The sequence below is a fragment of the Anditalea andensis genome (genome assembly GCF_000714815.1).
Lineage (GTDB): Bacteria > Bacteroidota > Bacteroidia > Cytophagales > Cyclobacteriaceae > Anditalea > Anditalea andensis.
In genome coordinates, this window is the sequence record NZ_JMIH01000024.1 from 139,416 (window position 1) to 156,481 (window position 17,066).

16 protein-coding genes are annotated in these 17,066 nt (G+C 38.5%); 4 read left to right on the forward strand and 12 right to left on the reverse strand.

Annotated features, from left to right (window positions below; genetic code table 11):
• Window positions 1–2 precede the first annotated feature (2 nt).
• Both EL17_RS17010 and EL17_RS17015 read right to left on the reverse strand, forming a co-directional pair.
• Complete coding sequence (locus tag EL17_RS17010; RefSeq protein WP_035076845.1) at window positions 3–383, reverse strand: response regulator; 381 nt, start codon at window positions 381–383, stop codon at window positions 3–5.
• A gap of 5 nt (window positions 384–388) precedes the next feature.
• A complete protein-coding gene (locus tag EL17_RS17015) occupies window positions 389–1,147 on the reverse strand; it encodes an Hpt domain-containing response regulator (RefSeq protein WP_316932672.1) in 759 nt (252 codons plus the stop codon).
• A 54-nt stretch (window positions 1,148–1,201) separates the two neighbouring features.
• Here EL17_RS17015 and miaA point away from each other — a divergent pair, with 54 nt between their 5' ends.
• Window positions 1,202–2,113, forward strand: coding sequence for a tRNA (adenosine(37)-N6)-dimethylallyltransferase MiaA (miaA, locus tag EL17_RS17020; RefSeq protein WP_035077604.1), 912 nt, complete (start codon window positions 1,202–1,204; stop codon window positions 2,111–2,113).
• Here miaA and EL17_RS17025 read toward each other — a convergent pair.
• Window positions 2,101–2,430 (reverse strand): hypothetical protein, encoded by a 330-nt coding sequence (locus EL17_RS17025; RefSeq protein WP_035076849.1) that lies wholly within the window; start codon window positions 2,428–2,430, stop codon window positions 2,101–2,103. The two genes, miaA and EL17_RS17025, sit on opposite strands and share 13 nt — an antisense overlap.
• 12 nt (window positions 2,431–2,442) lie before the next feature.
• On the reverse strand, window positions 2,443–3,417 hold the full coding sequence (gene pfkA / locus EL17_RS17030) for a 6-phosphofructokinase (protein ID WP_035076851.1): 975 nt from the start codon (window positions 3,415–3,417) through the stop codon (window positions 2,443–2,445).
• A 130-nt stretch (window positions 3,418–3,547) separates the two neighbouring features.
• Between pfkA and EL17_RS17035 the strand changes: the two genes are divergently transcribed.
• Entirely contained in the window at window positions 3,548–4,834 is a 1,287-nt protein-coding gene (locus EL17_RS17035; RefSeq protein WP_035076853.1) for a glycosyltransferase family 4 protein, read from the forward strand.
• 2 nt (window positions 4,835–4,836) lie between these two features.
• Here EL17_RS17035 and EL17_RS17040 read toward each other — a convergent pair whose 3' ends face one another.
• The 5 genes from EL17_RS17040 to EL17_RS17060 form a co-directional block, all read right to left on the reverse strand.
• Window positions 4,837–6,315, reverse strand: a complete 1,479-nt coding sequence (locus tag EL17_RS17040) for an oligosaccharide flippase family protein (RefSeq protein ID WP_035076855.1) — start codon at window positions 6,313–6,315, stop codon at window positions 4,837–4,839.
• Window positions 6,316–6,342: 27 nt separating this feature from the next.
• Window positions 6,343–7,365, reverse strand: coding sequence for a glycosyltransferase family 4 protein (locus EL17_RS17045; RefSeq protein ID WP_035076858.1), 1,023 nt, complete (start codon window positions 7,363–7,365; stop codon window positions 6,343–6,345).
• Between the two features lie 19 nt (window positions 7,366–7,384).
• Window positions 7,385–8,101, reverse strand: coding sequence for a class I SAM-dependent methyltransferase (locus tag EL17_RS17050; protein WP_035076860.1), 717 nt, complete (start codon window positions 8,099–8,101; stop codon window positions 7,385–7,387).
• Window positions 8,085–10,520 carry a YfhO family protein gene (locus tag EL17_RS17055; RefSeq protein ID WP_035076862.1) on the reverse strand — a complete coding sequence of 812 codons (2,436 nt, stop codon included), beginning with the start codon at window positions 10,518–10,520 and terminating at the stop codon, window positions 8,085–8,087. Before EL17_RS17055 ends, EL17_RS17050 begins: the two co-directional genes overlap by 17 nt.
• Window positions 10,521–11,076: 556 nt before the next feature.
• On the reverse strand, window positions 11,077–11,685 hold the full coding sequence (locus EL17_RS17060; protein ID WP_035076864.1) for a hypothetical protein: 609 nt from the start codon (window positions 11,683–11,685) through the stop codon (window positions 11,077–11,079).
• A 578-nt stretch (window positions 11,686–12,263) separates the two neighbouring features.
• Between EL17_RS17060 and EL17_RS17075 the strand changes: the two genes are divergently transcribed.
• Both EL17_RS17075 and ffh read left to right on the forward strand, forming a co-directional pair.
• On the forward strand, window positions 12,264–12,677 hold the full coding sequence (locus EL17_RS17075) for a hypothetical protein (protein WP_164675132.1): 414 nt from the start codon (window positions 12,264–12,266) through the stop codon (window positions 12,675–12,677).
• Between the two features lie 360 nt (window positions 12,678–13,037).
• Window positions 13,038–14,378: a signal recognition particle protein gene (ffh, locus tag EL17_RS17080; RefSeq protein ID WP_035076872.1), complete on the forward strand. Its 1,341-nt coding sequence runs from the start codon at window positions 13,038–13,040 to the stop codon at window positions 14,376–14,378.
• 59 nt (window positions 14,379–14,437) lie between these two features.
• On the opposite strand, the gene EL17_RS17085 is transcribed toward ffh, so the two are convergent.
• From EL17_RS17085 to EL17_RS17095, 3 genes are all read right to left on the reverse strand, one after another.
• Complete coding sequence (locus EL17_RS17085; protein ID WP_035076874.1) at window positions 14,438–14,983, reverse strand: hypothetical protein; 546 nt, start codon at window positions 14,981–14,983, stop codon at window positions 14,438–14,440.
• A gap of 17 nt (window positions 14,984–15,000) precedes the next feature.
• On the reverse strand, window positions 15,001–15,477 hold the full coding sequence (locus EL17_RS17090; RefSeq protein WP_035076876.1) for a nucleoside deaminase: 477 nt from the start codon (window positions 15,475–15,477) through the stop codon (window positions 15,001–15,003).
• A gap of 95 nt (window positions 15,478–15,572) precedes the next feature.
• A complete protein-coding gene (locus EL17_RS17095) occupies window positions 15,573–16,997 on the reverse strand; it encodes a phytoene desaturase family protein (RefSeq protein ID WP_035076878.1) in 1,425 nt (474 codons plus the stop codon).
• Between the last annotated feature and the right edge of the window lie 69 nt (window positions 16,998–17,066).

The following is a 17,066-nucleotide window of genomic DNA, read 5'->3' on the forward strand; positions in this document are numbered from 1 at the left end:
TTTTATTTGATCACGTGCTTCCTTACGGTGGCTACCAGAACATCATAGTCAAGAGGCTTCTGTATATAATCGTCCAGGCCGGCTTGTTTAAAATCATCCATGGTATAATTTTTATAATTTCCTGTAATGGCTATAATGGGTATTTTAGCTTTTTTGCTATCCGGCAGCGATCTGATAGCTTTTGTACATTCTATTCCATCCATTTGGGGCATATTTATATCCATCAAGATTAAATCAAAATCTTCGTTTTCCAACTTGGCTAATACCTGTTTTCCGTTTTTGACGGAAGTGATATGGAAATTTTCAAAAGTAAGTACGTTCTTCGTTAAATTTATGATAACTGAACTGTCTTCAGCTACCAAAACTTTTTTCATTTCGCTCATGATAATTAAATAATTTTTTGTTCCCCAAAATATACGCGAAAGTTATCCAACATTCGCTTCAGCTTCAAATAATCCTTGGAAATATTCTCGAAATTAGAGTTTTTAATGTTTTTTTCAAAGAAAGCACTATAATGATAAATTCTATTGGCACCTAATGTGCCTGAATTACCCTTAATGATGTGTAGTTTTTCACCAATTGCAGGGTAATTTTTTTCATCTATAATTTTTTTTATGTCCGAGGTGAGCTCTTCTGCTTCTTCTATAAAATCCAGATATACCTCTCTTATATTTTCGGGGGTGTTATACTTAAGTAATCTTTTTACTATCCCTTCATCAAGTTCTATGGTATTGTCCTCCTCTACTTCCATGTCACCCAGAGGTACGGTAGTAGGGGAGGGGTCATGAAGCTGTTGCTCTATGGTTTCCAATAAATGTTTAGGTTTGATCGGCTTGGCTATAAACTCATCAAATCCTGTAGCTAAAAAATAATCCCGGTCACTCTGATCTGAATAAGCAGACACAGCAATGATCGGACTAGACGAAAGGCTTTCTTCTTTTATCGCTTTTAATGTAGAGATTCCGTCAAGCTTAGGCATTTGGATATCCATCAGTATGATATCAAAATGATCAATCCGCAATTTTTCCAGTGCTATGAGACCATTTTCGGCAGTATCAAAAAGATAATTATGCCTAATGATGTTTTCAAAAACTTTTCTGTTCAAGGCATTATCATCTACTATCAGCACCTTTTTGTCTTTCATCATGAATATTCTGTAAATTTAGCGTGTAGTTTCATCATCAAAAAAAAAATAATCCAATTGACTCATAAAACTAACTTCTTGATCGTGATTGCCGGTCCTACAGCGGTAGGGAAAACGGATTTATGCATAAAATTAGCCAAAAAATTTAACACTTCTATACTTTCTTCAGATAGTAGACAATTTTTTAAAGAAATGAACATAGGTACTGCAAAACCAACTGTTTCTGAACTGATGGAAGCCAAACATTATTTTATTGATCACTTATCTATACATGACCCTTACGACGTCCGTATCTTTGAAAAGGAAACCCTTCAGTTGTTGGAGAATCTTTTTAAGAACCATAAATGTGTTATTATGACCGGAGGGTCAGGTTTGTATATAGATGCAGTGTGTCAGGGGTTTGATGAGATGCCAGATATAGACCCACTGATCAGGGAGGAACTGAACAGGCTGTACCGGACCTCCGGCATTGAAAGTTTACAAAGGCTACTCTCGGAAGTGGATCCGGAATATTTTGAAACCGTAGATAAAAATAATCCACACCGTCTGATCCGTGCATTGGAAGTGTTTAGAGGAACAGGAAAACCTTTCAGTAGTTTCAGGGAAAAGAAGAGGGTAGACCGTCCATTTAAGATCATCAAGATAGCCTTATACCGGGATAGAGCAGAACTATATGCCCGAATAGATATGAGGATGGACCAAATGATAGCGCAGGGTCTTTTTGAGGAGGCGCGAGAATTGTTTGCTTTTAAAGATTTGAACGCTTTACAAACTGTCGGATATAAAGAGATATTTGACTTTATAGAAGGTAGATACGACCTAGAGGAAGCTATTCGGCTTTTAAAGCGTAATTCTAGAAGGTACGCCAAAAGACAGATGACCTGGTTTAGGAGAGATGAATCATATGTGTGGTTTCATCCCTCCCAAAATGATCAGATAATAGGTTTCATAGCTGATCAGATAGGATGATACCCTATCAAAGATGCTACAAAGCTATATGGCCTTTTCTTCAGTAATCTGTTGTATTGGAACAGGTAAAGCTTCGTTTGAGAGAGTGCAACTTTTGAAGGTATACGGTCAGCTTCTTTTTTACTAAGGTATTCATTTTCCAATCGGACAAGGCTTTCTCGGCTAGCGATCATATCTTCTTTGAGGGAGAGGGATTCTTTAAGTTTATCAAAACTCATATCGAATGCCTTTCTTTTGTTTTTTATACTGGTAGAAACCACTATGGTAAACAGAAATACAAATCCTCCCAAAGTGAGAAAAATCGGAATAAATCCCATTTATGTATAGATTTAAATGCTTAAGATGTCTACCAGTCTCAGGTAATCTTTGTTAAGAGGCTTGTCTTTATTGATACAATCCTGAAAATCAGTATACGCTACTTCATCATGTATAATGCCGGCCATACAATTGGTTTTGCCCTCCATTAGCCCTTCTACTGCAGCCAGTCCACACCTGCTGCCGAGAATCCTGTCTTTAGCAGTAGGGTTACCTCCCCGCTGTATATGGCCCAATGTGGTGACTTTAAAGTCCATACGGTCATCATTTACTTCATTTTTTACCTTAGACATCACTTCGGCCGCTCCACCTTCTTCATCACCTTCGGCCACGATGACAATACTTGATGTTTTAGTTTTTCTTAGGCCTTTAAGTGATTTTACCACATCTGAAATGGTGGTTTTGGTTTCTGGCACCATGACCAGTTCGGCTCCCCCGCCTATGCCACATTCTACTGCTATATAGCCACTATCACGGCCCATCACTTCTATAAAGAATATCCGGTCATGTGCTGCTGCTGTATCCCGTACTTTGTCTATTGCCTCCAATGCAGTATTGAGCGCTGTATCAAAACCTATGGTATAATCCGTTCCGTATATGTCATTGTCTATGGTTCCAGGACAGCCGATTACCTTCATGCCAAATTCTTTGGCAAAAAGATCTGCTCCTGTAAAAGTACCATCTCCTCCTATGGCTACCAATCCTTCTATACCATGCTTCTGAAGCTGTTCATATGCTTTTTGTCTTCCTTCCCTGGTTCTGAAATCATCACTTCTGGCTGACTTAAGTATAGTTCCTCCCCGCTGTACGATGTTGCTGACAGAATGGGTCTGAAGCTTTTTGATTTCCCCATTGATCATTCCGTCATATCCATACATGATACCATAGACTTCCAGGCCATGATATATTCCGGTACGAACTACCGCTCTGACACATGCATTCATTCCCGGAGCATCTCCTCCTGATGTAAAAACTGCAATTTTCTTCATTGGTAAATAAATTTTATAACTCTAAATTAATTATTAATCTTTTATGCTGGGTATATATTATTAAAAGATTTAAAAAAGAGATCGGGAGTATTTAAATCTAGGGCTTCCCAATATTTCTTATATTTGGCTCATGCAGAGATTAAAAAAGGTTTTGATAGTCACTTATTATTGGCCACCCAGTGCAGGATCCGGTGTCCAGCGATGGTTGAAGTTTGCAAAATATTTAAACCTATATGGGTGGGAACCAGTAATCTTCACACCTGAAAACCCCGACTTTGAACTCCAGGACCCTGGCTTATTGAAAGAATTACCCGCTGATCTGGAGGTCCTCAAGTTTCCTATATGGGAGCCCTATGCCTTATTTAGAAAGCTTAAAAAAGAAAAAATCAACGATACAGCTAAAATCCTTGAAAAAGAAAAGAAGAAGCCTTTGGATAGGTTGGCTATTTGGTTAAGAGCCAATTTACTAGTGCCTGATCCGCGCGTGTTTTGGGTGAAGCCATCTGTAGAATATTTAAGACAGATTAATGAAGCTAATAAATTTGAAGCCATTATTACTACTGGTCCGCCACACAGCATGCACCTGATAGGACTTGAACTTAAAAGAAAAACAGGTATCAAGTGGCTGGCAGACTTCAGAGATCCATGGAGTACCTGGGAATTTCTGGATGTCCTGCCCATGCATAGATTTGTCAGAAATCAGCACCTGAAGATGGAGGCGTCCGTTTTGAAAGAAGCTGATGCGGTGGTTACCATTTCTCCAACCTTTCAAAAAGAAATCGAAATCATAGCTGATAGAGAAATAAAACTCATCACCAATGGATTTGACAGCACTGACCTGCCATCGGACTTTCCCGCATATTCATTCGTCAATGATGCGTTTAATATCGTTTACACAGGCATAATTGATTCCATTAGGAATCCTCTGCCGTTTTTACTCGCATTCAGGGCCACGTTTGAAAAACTTCCGATAAAAGTAAACCTCATTTTTGTAGGAAAAGTAAGTGATACAGTAGTAGATCATATCAGATATGACGCTTGGCTGAAAAACCATGTTACACTTGCCGGATACGTTTCCCATCAGGAGGTTTTTAATTATTATGCTAAAGCAAATCTACTCTTATTAATACTCACCAATACCAAAAATGCTAAAGGCAATATTCCAGGCAAGCTATTTGAATATATCGCCACTGGTCGACCGATAATAGCTTTAGGAGATCCTGAAGGTGATACCGCAAAGATAATAAATGAAGCGGAAGCAGGCCACGTTTTCTCGCATACTGACCATAAAGGGATGGAGGATTTTCTTCTGGACAGCTTACAATATATTCCAGCCATCAAAGAAAATGGTAATGTTAATCCTTTTGAAAGGAAATATTTGACCCAAAAGCTGGCAAAGCTGTTAGATGATCTTTAGTTTCAGGAAGCTGATTTTTTGAACCGATCTTCAATCATACCGGTAACCTCAGGGGCTAAACCAAAGATATAAATAGCCCCCCCGTATAAAATAGTCACTATAACAGATCTGAAAACAATATCCAGTAGGACAAGTTGAAACGACGGGATTAGTATTTGTGAAAAACCTACTACCACCACTCCGATGAGCAGGATTTTAAAAAGTGCTGGACTGAATGGACTGAATTTAAGCTTTACTTTAATATATAGATATTTAATAATATTATATAAAACCATAGCTACAAGAGATGCCAGTGCCGCTCCTTCTATTCCAAAAGGTGGGATGAGCACTATATTTAATAGGATGACTACCACACTCATGGCCAATGTAGCAGTTATATTAAATGTGTAAAATTTGGAAAAGACTATTATTTCCCCATTTATCGAAAAAAGGATATCTGAAAGCTTGCCCAATCCTATGATTAAGACTACCCATTTTCCAGCTTCATATATATCCTTATTGGGAACATAGTAATAGAGGTTGTCTATATTTATCCAAATACCTATAAATAGAAGAAGGCATATCAGCAACTGATTGACAGCTACTTTTTTATAAAGCTGATTGATTTCATCTAATTTATTTTCAGCAAACTTTTCGGCTATAATTGGCATGACCACCTGACTGATGGCTCTTCGGGGCATTTCGATGACCACTGCTATTGAAAATGCTATGGTATATATAGCGTTGGCATCCAGGCTGATCATGGCTGCCACCATCAGGCTATCTATTTTCATGATCAGTATAGAGCCTGCCGTACCCAAAAAGGTAATCAGACTGAATCTTAAAAAACTACTCCTGAAACCTGAAGAAAGTGATCCAAAAGAAAAATTTAAGGAGAACATTTTTAGGTATAGCAAATAGGCAATTATAGTTGCCAATGTTATAAAATAGATACCGCCCAGACCCCACATGATTTGGTCAAAATGGAGCCATTCCATAATGTAACTTAAAATCAACCCCGTGATAAGCAATCGTAACAGTACTTCCCGAATAAAGGTAGGGATGGCAATTTTTAAAAAAGATCGGGCGAAGGATTCAAAAACAGAATTGAGCACCGCTAAAAAAGTGATTAATAAAACGATGCCAAGGTAAGTAATAATATCAGGGGAATTTGCAGCATAAGCTTTTACTATGGCATCCTGAAATAATATAAAACAAAAGGCCACTATGCCAAAACCTATGAAAGAAAGGATAAGGGTATAGGTAAAGAAGGTGAATTTATATTCTTTGATCTGAGGAAAAAATCTGGTAATGCCATGGCCAAGTCCTAGCTGTGCAAAGGGTACCAATAAAAGGGCCATATCCTGTATGGTTCTGAAAGTTCCCATCTGTTGGGGGCTTAGGGCATAAGGTAGGAGCCACAGGATATTGATATAGCCAATCAAAACCCCCAAATAGGAGCTTATGGTCGTGAGAATACTTTGTGTGGCTACTTTTCCCATTTAATAGGGATAAAATTACAGATCCTTTTATTTAAATAATGAAAGAAGCGCATTTTTTCTATCTTCATAATTGTAAAGGGACTTGATACGGAAGGGAGCTAAAATCCTCAATGCTTGTAAATTGGCTTTTTTGGATGTTTCTACCAATCTTAGCAGCAGTGCTGTATCTTTTTTTTCCAATAAAAAACCAGCGTCTCCAATAATTTCGGGAATAGCACCTACAGCTGTCCCTATGGGGATGCAGCCGCAAAGCATAGCTTCCGCCAGTGAATTGGGAAAACCTTCGGACATTGATAGCTGGAGGTAAAATTGATGGCTGTTATACATATCCAATAATTCTTCCTGAGATAATTTCCCTATTACCTTGACATTAGAATGGGTAGAGGAGTAATCTGAGTCACCGATTATGGTGAAAGACGCATCAGGTATGGCTTCTGCCATCTGTTCCAATAAATCCATCCCTTTTATAATAGCCCTATTTAGCTTGGAAGTGCCTGTAGCTACCGTAATAAATGAATTTTCGGCCCGGAATGCTCCCTTGTCTACCCAGTATTGGCTATCAAAGCCGTTATGAATCACTTCTATAGGAGTAGTCAGGTAAGGCACTAAATTTTTTATACCTTGATCAGGAGCTATTATAGACGAGTATTTGTACTCTTGATCTATAAGTGCTTTAGCGACTGGTAATATTTTAGTGCAGTTCCTAAAGCTGAAGATGGTGCTTTCCCGTAGCCATTTTTTGCGGTAGTTTCCGTAGTTGATTTCGGGCATATGCATGGCATCGGTGCCGCCACATTGTATATAAACCTTCTTTCTGGAGATTTTTCCAAACATAACGGGAAGCACACTGTGATAGCCCCCAAAAAAGCATAGATAATGAGATGTTCTGGGCAAATAAAATAACAGTTGAAAAAACTGTAAAATAAAGTAAAATGGGAGTCTTAATGGGTCATCTGTAAATTCTAAGGTCTTGATTTTGAACTGTGGAGATAGCATTTCCACATCTCTTTTTATAAAAGCAGTTTCAATCGGATAAGTATATATGATCATAGCCTGTATGGAGAAGATATTAATACTTAAATCCGTTTCTTAACCTGATATTAATTCTTTCTGTCAAAATAGCCAGCTTATTCCTTAATGTTGTTTTTTCAATAGGTTTTTGAATTTTTAAGACAAAGTATTGATAATCATTTTCCTCATAGAAAACGCTGTAAGTCTCCATTTTGTGCAGATAGAACCCGTTTTGGCTTAGATTATGGATAAGTTCGGCAGTGTCCAAAGGTTGGTCAATCACTTGGAGCTTTTGTGGTTCGTGCTGAATCATCCACTGTAAAAATCTAGGAGAAGGAATGTTAATAAATATGACAGCATCTGTATGCGCATGTTTTTTTACCGTTTCAAATAGTTTGTAATGCTGTTCTACCGGTATGTGTTCGAGTACATCTGGAAATACAAAAAAATCAAACTTCCTACCTTCTTCATTAAAGTCCTGCATATCTGATACTTTAAAGGTAAGGTTTTTATGCTTTTTCCACAGTATCTTAGCTTTCTCTATACTTTCAGGACTGATATCTACAGCTAAGACCGAACCTTTTTTTGCTTTTATAGCCATCAGGTGGCTTACAGTACCTATCCCGCATCCTACTTCCAATACATGGTGATGCCTTTTTAGACCAGCAGCTATCAGTTTATCAAGTATATGTAGGTGCCTGGAGTTTACTCCTCTTCTCTCCTGTTCGGTTACAAACTGGTCATAATAATCGACTACCTTATCCTTCTCTGCCATTCTTAATTTGCTTTACATTCACTATGATACTACCTATCAGTAGCAAAAGGATAATGTACTGTAGTATTACCATTAATGAAGTAGTGGTATAATACCCGTCAGGTTCAAAACGAAATATGACTTCTGAAGATCCATCCGGTACAGAAAGGCCTCTTAACAAGTAATTTACCCGCAGAATTTCTACATCATTTCCATTTATACTAGCCTTCCAGCCTTTAGGGTAATAGATCTCGGAAAATACCACCAATCCTCCCTGACTGGCTTCTATTATATAACTAATTTGATTTGGCTGGTAATGCTTGAGCCTTACTTCACCTATTCCACTGTGTGCTTGTCCAAATTCCTGGGTATTAAGTGTGGCCGAATTTCTAATATTCGCTTCGTTTAAAAGAGTGATCTCTTCATCATTGTTATTGACAGTAATGATGTTTTCAGGAAACCACCCTTCGCCCATGGCATAATCATTCCTAAAAACCTGATTCTCTGAAGTCCCTATATAAAAATATTTAGTGTTCAGCATATTGAGCCCGTTTAGATCCGTAAAGTCAAAGTTTCCTTCTTGGGCCCTACTGATAAATCGTGACATTTCACCGGACAATACCCTTTCTATCAGATCCTGATACCTTCTCATCTTGGCACCATGATAGCCACCTATGCTGTTGAACCTATAACTAGTCCTAGCTTCATTGAAAGGATTATCCAGATTCAATACTCTAAAATAACTGTCATCAGCCATTATTCTCTCATCTGCGGGAGTAGGGGCAAAGAACTGGGCCCTGGGATTTAGAACAAAGCTGTCATTATCTAAGTACCTTCTATTAACTAACCATACATCCAGGAGTACCAATACAGCAATTCCTATAGCCGCATAATTAGCCATTATTTTATTCTTAAGGTAAGAAAATATAAGTCCCGCAGTTAATGCTATCAGTATAAAGGTTCTCCAGGCATCCGATCTCAGCATGTTTTTTCTGTCCGTACGTAAAGCGTCTCTTAGAAAGTCAGGTAACTGCTCATCCACAGGTGCCCTATAACCGAAAAGGCCTGGAAACAAAGCAAAAATCAAAGCCAGGCCACCTGCAATACCGAAAGCAATACCCAAAGATTTTACCACTTTTGGATTGCGGGTACTTTTAAGTATACGTTCAAGTCCGATAGCTCCCAATACAGGGATACTAAATAGGGCCATACATAAAGCCATGGAAACAGCCCTGAACTTATTGTATCCAGGAAGGTAATCAAATAAAGTGTAGTTAAACCAGGCTAGGTTACTTCCCCATGCGAGCATAAATGACAGGAAAGTAATGGCAAGAAAAATGACCCTATATTTAACTGGTGCAAATAAAAGGCCCAAAACAAATAGAAACACCATAATAGCCCCACCATAAATAGGTCCTCCTGTACCTGGCTGATCTCCCCAGTAAGTAGGAGCATTCCTGGTAAATTCCCGGATTTGGGAGGCGGGTACACCGTTTTGATGCAATACTGTTTCTGACTGGGAATTTTGACCGAGATCCTCTCTTGATCCGCCACCATAAAAGTTTGGTATAAGAAATGTCAGGGTTTCAAGCTTTCCCTGGGACCAGTGAAACGCATAATCTCTACCTAGGCCATCTCCAGCTCTGTCATCACCGCTAAGGGTAGCAGCACCTCTGATCGAATAATTTCCGTATTCATATATAGTATACAGTCTACCAGCATTGGCACCTATAGCCAGTAAAGCACTTAATGTTAATATTCCTACTGCTTTTCCAAAATCAGGCATTTGTCGTGATTTGGCAAAACCGATAAGCTGTCCAATGCCATATATGAATACTATCAATAAAGTATAGTAGGTGATCTGTAGGTGATTAAATTTAAGCTGCAGCATCAGTGCCAGGGCAAAAATAGCTGCACCTAACAGGACGCGTCGCGTAAATACCAGATGGATTCCGGCCAAAATCAAAGGAATCAAACATATAGACCAGATCTTGGCATTGTGACCGGCCTCCAAGCTGATGATATGGAAGGTATTAAAGGCAAAAGCCCATGCACCTGCCACTGCTATCGCACTACGAATTCGAAAGCTTAACAGAAGAATATACATGCCCACCATTCCTAAAAAGAGTGAATTTATAGGATGGGGAAGTCCTAAGGTAAGCACTTTTATGAGGATATTGCTTATGTCCCCGGGGAATTCAGTGCTGATAAGGTAAGCTGGCATGCCTCCAAACATACGGTTGGTCCAAAGTGGCTCCTCACCGGTAGTTGACCTATGATCCAAAATTTCACGGGCTGACCCTTCCCACTGCAGGATGTCATTTTGGAACATCATCTTACCATCAAATACGATAGGTGAGAAGTATACCGTTACGATCAAATAAAAAGATATAATTCCTAACAAGTGAGGAAGGATTTCTCTTCGAAAGTCAATATGCATGCACTGTAAGTTTAGTACCCCTTAGATAAGGTGCAAATTAAAAATTTAAAAACATATACAACAATTAAATGACAGGAAACCGCTAAAATAACTTTACAAGTCATATACCACAGCCAGTACAAACCTGCATTTATTTGCCAAAAAGGCACAGATGAAATCATGTATGAAGTAAACTTCATGCATTGGGATGATTTTAAACAAGTGAGATAACATCCCGACCTTCGGTACGGGACAGGTTATAACCTTTGGGAAACAAACTAGAAACACATGAAATAGAGCATGAGGAAAACCACACACACTGGGATGATTATAAGCATGCAAGATTCCACCACGACCTCCGGTATGAGACAGGTTCTGAACATTCAAAACAAAACAAATATAAATAGATGAAATCGGGCTTGAACGAATCATCAGGCCCTGGGATTACCAGATAGAAGTGGAAGACAAGCTAGATATTTACTAATTCAACTCGCGACATTCCCTACCTCTATGGTCCTGGGGAAGATATAACCATTAAAATAACTTAGTATACAGCATGATACTGTTCCTGAATCAGTTATTTCACCCGCACCTGGCGTTTATTCATTTCATCTACCAATTGCCTGTTTAACTTACGTTCTCTTTCTAGGGTGTTTTTACGGTGTTGGTCAAATTCTTCTTTAGTTTCTTCTAAAGTACGCAGCGTTTCTGAAGTGACTTTATGACTTTTCTTATATTGATAAAGAAAGAAAATCAATGCCAGACCGAGCAAAATGACTATTCCCCACATCATATTACTGTAGCTGTTTTTATGTATGGGCATACCGAATACTGCAAAGTTATCCTTTTCCGCCAAAGCAGCTTCTTTCTCAATTTCGGCAGCGGATATTCTGTTCTCAAATTGGTCTATTTGAGTCTTTTGGGCTGCCAATTCCTGTTTGATTTCACTGATCTGGTTTTTATACACATTTAGGGAATCAGTAATATTCTTTTGAATTTTGTCCAGGTTGGTTTTCTTCACCACTTTATACTCCTGAAAATTGTTGGATACGGAGTGAAGATAATCAAATTGACTAGAGATGGTACCACTATTTAAACTGCCTTCTTCCGAATTTGTAGTTTGGGCAAAACTAGGTGCTGACATTAATATGGAGGCAAGAAATAGAAGGAGGTAGGTCTTTCTCATGATATGCAGATTAGGTTGGTTTACAGACTTAATATAAGGTTTAACACTAGAATAAGCTTTTTATTGCTTAATTAAAAATAAATTGCGCCTAAAATTGAGTAAAAAAATGGACAATATAAAATTGTAGGATAATTATCTGAAAAATATATGCTATTCCTTTTTTTAAGATCTTATACCTTAATTTTTGAATCATCAAACTTTTTAAATTACCATAAATAAATCGGAGGATTCATTATAAATCCTCCGAAAAGATAGTAAAGGCTAACTTCAAACTGTCGATAGGTCTACAAAAATTAACTGCATTGCCCTAATAGCCACCAGATGATAACAAAAACTACTACTGTACCTAGACAGCCTCCACCAAGTTTGCTGGCTCCCCATCCTGCTATTAATGCTTTAAAGAAATTATTCATGGATTTTATTGTGTTTAATGGTTAAAATTAATTGAACATATGAAAATTAAAATACATAGATTCATAAAAATATAAATTATGAACGCGGAATCAAAATTTTCTTGAATAGTTGGGACATTATTTAATTGAATGCCGTCTAGTATTAAAACAAAAACAGGACCATTTATGAAAACATTACGATCTACATTAGTTGGGCTTTCCATTATACTTTTTTTAGCCGGATGCATGGAATTTAATGAAAATGAATTAAAGTTTGACCATGAACTAATAGGTGCATGGTCAAATATTGAATACAATGAGTTGGGAATGACGATGTCCAAAGTGAATAACCTGGAAAAAAATATATATGGATATGTTTTCAATACTAATGGCACTATGGTGGCCAGAATGAATTCCGGATGGTGCGGTACGCCTCCCATTATAACCCAAGACTATGAAGGGACCTGGAAAATTGGTGAAGATGAAAAGATTCTGGTAAGCGTCGGGGACTGGATGGGAAACACTACACAGGAATGGCTGGTATCATTTGAAAAGGATAAGCGGGTATCCATTCTTATCAACCATTCTTCTATTGATTAATGAGATTTATAGATAGGTTTTGATTTTTTAAGGCTATCCCTTCAGGGGATGGCCATTTTTCATTATGGTTAATGAGTTTTTTCAATTTGTTTTTTAATAAAGGGGTTTTGTAGGATAAGCCATATGATGTGCCATCAAACTAGAGTGGCTTTTAAGATTTTTCATATATTATTTTTAAAGCTTGATATTTTAATGAGCAAGCTTTCATAAAGTATGTATTGGGATTAAAAAAAACCAAGTATAGTTGAGCCTTATATCTTCATTTTATGTAATAAATCAGAATATCTTAGAAAATATGGGAAGTTATAGTCCTTAATGAAGATATATTTTTATTTTTGTCAGTAAAATAGATATACAGGCATGTTTGATAATCTTAGTTATAAATTAGATAAAGCTTTTAAAACCCTTAAGGGTACCGGTACCATCACTGAAATCAATGTGGCTTCCACGGTAAAGGAAATCCGAAGAGCATTGATCGATGCGGATGTAAACTATAAAGTGGCCAAAGAGGTGACTGATTCTATCAGGGAAAAAGCCCTGGGTAGAGATGTGTTGATATCCGTATCTCCGGGACAGCTATTGGTAAAGATTACCCAGGAAGAATTGACTGCCTTAATGGGCGGATCAAAAGAAGATATCAATATAAAAGGAGATCCATCAGTAATCCTAATCTCTGGTCTTCAGGGGTCTGGTAAGACTACTTTTTCGGGTAAATTAGCTTCCTACTTAAAAAAACAAGGCAGACAGGTTTTATTAGTAGCCTGCGATATATACCGGCCTGCTGCGATAGACCAGCTCAAAGTATTGGGTGAACAGATAGGAGTAGAGGTTTATGCAGAGCCTGAAAATAAAAATGCCCTCCAAATCGCTGAAAGGGCCATAGAATATGCCAAAAAATCAGGTAAGAAGACTGTTATAGTAGATACAGCGGGCCGTTTAGCGGTAGATGAGCAGATGATGAATGAGATTGCTGAGCTGAAACTTCAGTTAAATCCATCTGAAACACTTTTTGTGGTGGATTCTATGACCGGACAGGATGCGGTCAATACGGCTAAGACGTTTGATGAACGTTTGAACTTTGATGGAGTAGTGCTTACCAAACTTGATGGTGATACCAGGGGTGGGGCAGCCATTTCCATACGGCACGTAGTCAATAAGCCTATAAAATTCATTTCTACAGGTGAAAAGATGGAAAATCTGGATGTCTTCTATCCAGATCGTATGGCCCAAAGGATACTGGGTATGGGTGATGTAATCTCTTTGGTAGAAAGAGCCCAACAGACTTTTGATGAAGATGAAGCCAAAAGAATCAATGCAAAGATTCGAAAAAACCAATTTAATTTTGAAGATTTCCTTTCTCAGCTGGAACAGATTAAAAAAATGGGGAATCTGAAAGATCTTATGGGTATGATCCCAGGTATGGGCAAAGCTATGAAAGGAATAGACATAGATGATGAATCCTTCAAACCTATAGAGGCAATTATCAGAAGCATGACCCCATTGGAAAGAGAAAATCCCGATGTGATTGACGGCAGCAGAAGAAAACGGATAGCAACTGGAAGCGGAAGGACCATCCAAGAGGTTAATAATCTGATGAAGCAGTTTAGTGATATGCGTAAGATGATGAAGCAGATGAATAAAATGGGAGGAGCTCAAAATGCGCTTAAAGCGCTTAGCCCAAAAATGCAGGGAAGGAAATAAAAAAAGGTGACTGTTCAATGAGCAGTCACCTTTTTTATAATTAAAATAGGATGAAATATTTAATTGGGATAAGTAGGGGCAGTCTCGGAAGGGTCATATGATATATCAAAATCTATTTCCCTTGCATCTACCTCCAAAAGTCCTGGAGCATCATCTTCTCCCACAACACCCCGTTCTACCAATTCAGCCATCACATCCATTTGTTCTTCGTAAGGAGCATTTTCATTATGCAGCCTGTTAAATCTTTCTAGGAGCTGATCATCTGAATACTCAGAATACCTTTCTGCCCGGGCAGCTTTGATCTGATTCTTGTGCTCGAGCATTGCTGCTTCCTTTCTCTCTGCTAATCTATCACTGTACTGTCTCATGTATTCATCCAGTCCTTCTGTCCCATAAAATGGAGCTTCTTCGCGGCTTACTACCTCTTGCTCACCATCTGGATGGGTGACCACATATGAGGATTCATCTTCTAAGGTATATTCGTCACCAGTTTCTGTATCCACTATTCTGTCCTCTTCATATACAAACCTATCTTCTTCAGATTTAGGAGTAGTACAGGCCAGAAAAATGGCCGAAACAAATAGATATAAAATCATTTTTTTCATAATAGTAATGTTTTAAATTAATAAACCTGTTTGTTTTCTTTATTCACCCAATCCTTAAATACTTTTACAGCTTCAGAATTGTTTAATCTTATCAGTGGTATTTTTCTTTCTGCAGGCGGGGTTTCCAGTTCCTGGTAGATAAAATCATCATCAAATCCTGCCAGGGCAGCATCATTTTTGTCATTTGCATAAAAGATTTTATTCGGTCTGGCCCAATAAATGGCCCCTAAACACATGGGGCAGGGTTCACAGGAAGTATAAATATCGCAACCATCCAGCTGGAAATGGCCCAGGTTACTGCATGCATCTCGTATAGCTACCACCTCTGCATGGGCAGTCGGGTCATTGGTAGAGAGTACACTGTTATAGCCTTGGCCTATGATTTTGCCATCTTTGACAATAATACAGCCAAAAGGGCCTCCCTTACCCTCTGACATCCCCTTTCTGGAAAGGTCTATGGCTATTTGCATATAATCAGTATGTGAGTGAATCATAATATAAACGCTTTAATAACTAATACAAAAATCAGTCCTTATAAAAATTAAAAATACTTATACTGTTTATTTAGAATATTTATGGGGTTACAAATTCATTTAAAATGATCAGCCAGTACTTTTTCTGCTGCATTGAATCCGCCCATACCATGTACCCCTCCGCCAGGTGGGGTAGAAGCAGAGCAAATATAAATGTTTTTGTTTGAAGTATTATAGGGAGACCATTTCGCTATAGGTCGCGTAAATAACTGCGTAATATCCTGTATCCCTCCATTTACATCTCCTCCCACCAGGTTTGGGTTAAATGCTTCCATCTGGCTGGTGTTATGGGTTGTTTTAGCCAATATCATGCTTTTAAACCCAGGTGCTGCCCGCTCTATTTGATTTTCTATATAGGGAGACATATCGGTTTTACTTCCGTTGGGAACATGACAGTAGGCCCAGACCGTATGCTTCCCCTCGGGAGCCCGGCTGGAGTCAAAAACAGAATTCTGCGCTAAAATGATATAAGGTCGAGGAGAAATATGGTTGTTAAAGGCATGGTTTACGCTGGATTCCATTTCTTTGGTAGTGAAGCCAAGGTGAACTGTCCCCGCTTTTCTGCATAAAGGATTGGTGAAAGGAATAGGACCATCAAGTGCAAAATCCATTTTGAATATTCCCAGTCCATATCGGTAGTTGCCCATTCTGTTTCTATAATTAGCATGAAAGTCCGTACCCCCGATTTTCAAAAGTTGCTTCGGAGTCAGGTCAAATAGATAGGCCTTGGCTTTGGGTAGTTCACCCATATGGGTGATGTTTCTGTTGAAATGGATTTTTCCACCGATTGATCTATAGTAGGCTGAAAGGCTTTCAGGGATGCTTTTTGCTCCTCCTTTTGGAAATGGCCATCCGTATTTATGCCCTATTATCCCCAGAACCAATCCGAAAGATGTCGACGCTAAGTTAGTAAGTGGTAAAGTAGAGTGAGCCGCAGAACCATAAAAATAAGCTCGTGTTTTTTCATCTTTAAAATATAGTTTTGAAAAAGCTTTTGCAGGCATAAGTGCTTTTAAACCAAATGATGCCAGATTTATGGGATGTTTGGGTATCTGGATAGGATTTAATAATGTGCCTTCTAATTTTGGCCAGTCCTCTACCAGTTTTGTCATAAGTTGATAATAGGAATTACCGTCTCTGCCCAGTTGTCTGGCCGTCTGCTCGATATCCTGATAGCCAGCTATAGCGGTGCCATCCGAAAATGGGTGTGCATAAGGTATCTCCGGAAATACCCATTCAAGGCCAAATTCACTTAATGGCAGCTGTTTGAAAAAAGGCGAAGCCATGCATAATGGGTGAATGGCAGAACCCAGATCATGGATATATCCAGGTAGGGTAATTTCTGCTGATCGGGTCGCCCCTCCTGCTTCATGGGCCTGTTCGTAAATTTCAGTAGGAATTCCCTTCTGCTGTAAATGTATGGCTGCTGCAAGTCCATTTGGACCGCTTCCTATGACTATGGCTTCTGGTTGTTTGCTCATTTATATTGTTTTATAGGTATCTAACCTCAATTATCATGCAATGTTACAGCTATGATGTTATCCTGTTAG